This is a genomic window from Herbaspirillum sp. B65 (genome assembly GCF_000333555.1).
GTDB lineage: Bacteria > Pseudomonadota > Gammaproteobacteria > Burkholderiales > Burkholderiaceae_D > Herbaspirillum > Herbaspirillum rubrisubalbicans.
The window spans coordinates 1-2079 of sequence record NZ_BADI01000661.1 but is presented as its reverse complement, the minus strand read 5'-3'; the positions used below and the strand labels follow the sequence as shown (position 1 = coordinate 2079).

Here is a 2079-nt window from a genome sequence, read left to right as displayed (position 1 = left end):
GCGATCGGAAGGCGTGAGATTTCTAGCGAGGTCAACGACGGTGCTATCGAAGAAGTAGAGGCCAGTCACAGCGTAATTAGACCTGGGCAGCTTGGGCTTCTCTTCTAGCCCGATTACCTTACCAGCGCAGTCGAACTCAACAACCCCATAGCGTTCTGGATCATGTACGTGGTAGGCGAAAACTGTGGCACCTTCATCACGGCTGTTCGCGCTCCAAAGAAGACTACGAAAGTCATGGCCGTAAAAGATGTTATCCCCGAGAACTAGCGTGGAGTCATGACCGCCGATGAAGTCAGCGGCGATAATGAAAGCTTGGGCCAGTCCCTCTGGACTGGCCTGAACGGCATATTGGATGTTGATACCCCATTGCCCCCCATCGCCCAGCAGTTGCGCGAATCGCGGGGTATCTTGTGGAGTAGAGATAATCAGGACGTCACGAATACCAGCCAGCATCAGGGTAGTCAGTGGATGGTAGATCATCGGCTTGTCATAGACTGGCAGGAGCTGCTTGGAAACCGACAAGGTGGCCGGGTGAAGACGGGACCCGACGCCGCCTGAAAGAATGATGCCTTTCCGGTTCATGCGTTTGACCCCGTATAGCTCAACCCAAGCAATCCACGGTAAGTGCTGAATTGGATGCGATCAGACTCGGTCAAGCGTCCACAATCGTGGGTAACAACCACCTTTTTCAACTGCTTCATTTCCTATCCTACACACCGATGACGAATTCGCTCTCACCGCATTAATAGCAGTTGAAAGCACTTGACTCAGGGGAGGCATTGCAGCCCCCAAAAAAAAGACGTAAAGACCCTGTAGTTCATAAACTTATTAGGTATAACTTGACGCTCGCACACAATACTTACGCACTCGTCAAAAAGAAATCGTATAAAGACGAGATTTACTGCGTTGATGAGTGTGATCCCGATGGGCCGACAGTTCATATCGCCGGCGGTTGCGTGGAAAAAGGTAACAACGCGCAATCTATTCAAAAGATATCCAAGACACGTTATCCTTTGGCCCTGCATCACGGAGATGCTAGGTGCTTGCTACAGACAAGCAGGCAGCAGCTATCACCATCGAACACTTCCTGGCCACAAACATCCTTAAAATAGAAGCGATTCGCAATGACCTATCCCTCGCAAGAAGCAATGGAACCCGATAGCGCGGTCTACAAGACCTTGCTGGAATCGACCAAGGCAATTCCCTGGAAGATCGACTGGAGCACCATGCAATTCACCTACATCGGCCCGCAGATCGAGCAATTGCTGGGCTGGACACCGGAGAGCTGGAAGAGCGCCGACGACTGGGCCATGCGCATCCATGCCGACGAACGTGAAGCGGTGGTCAATTTCTGCATCTCGCAATCCAAGGCCGGAGCCGATCACGAGGCCGACTACCGGGCGCTGACCCGCGATGGTGAACACGTCTGGATCCGCGACGTGGTGCACGTGGTACGCAATCCCGATGGCAGCCCCAATGCGCTGATCGGCTTCATGTTCGACATCACCGAGCGCAAGAAGACCGAGGCGCGTCTGATCGAATTGCAGAAGGAACTGGAAGCACTGTCCTACCGGGATGGCCTGACCAATGTGGCCAACCGCCGCATGTTCGATTCCGCACTCGAAGTGGAGTGGGCCAACGCGATAAGCACCCGCGCGCCGCTGTCGCTGATCATGCTCGACATCGATTACTTCAAGCAATACAACGACCACTACGGCCACATCCGCGGCGATGAATGCTTGAAACAGGTGGCCCAGCTCCTGAGCCAGACCGCGACCCGCAGCCGCGATTTCTTCGCCCGCTATGGTGGCGAGGAATTCGTGCTGATCCTGCCGGAATGCGATGAAAAGGCCGCCCTGCAAGTGGCCCAGCGCTGCCGTAGCCTGATTGCACAAGCCGCCATTCCCCATGCCGGCTCGCAGGTGGCGCCACACATCACCATCAGCCAGGGCGTGAGCACCATCGTGCCTTCGCCCATGGACCAGCGCATCGACTTCCTGGAGCTGGCCGAACGCCGTCTGTACCGTGCCAAGCAACTGGGCCGGGACTGTATCGCCGTGGATGAGTGAACTGTATCTG

General features: G+C 55.2%; 2 protein-coding genes. One reads left to right on the top strand and one right to left on the bottom strand.

Annotation, left to right across the window (positions count from 1 at the left end; all coding sequences use genetic code 11):
- Positions 1 to 582: sugar nucleotidyltransferase (locus I5W_RS15745; protein ID WP_044529937.1), on the bottom strand; the 582-nt coding region annotated here is incomplete at its 3' end.
- Between the two features lie 566 nt (positions 583 to 1148).
- On the opposite strand from I5W_RS15745, the gene I5W_RS15740 reads away from it, so the two are divergent.
- Positions 1149 to 2069, top strand: coding sequence for a GGDEF domain-containing protein (locus tag I5W_RS15740; RefSeq protein WP_044529938.1), 921 nt, complete (start codon positions 1149 to 1151; stop codon positions 2067 to 2069).
- Positions 2070 to 2079 lie beyond the last annotated feature (10 nt).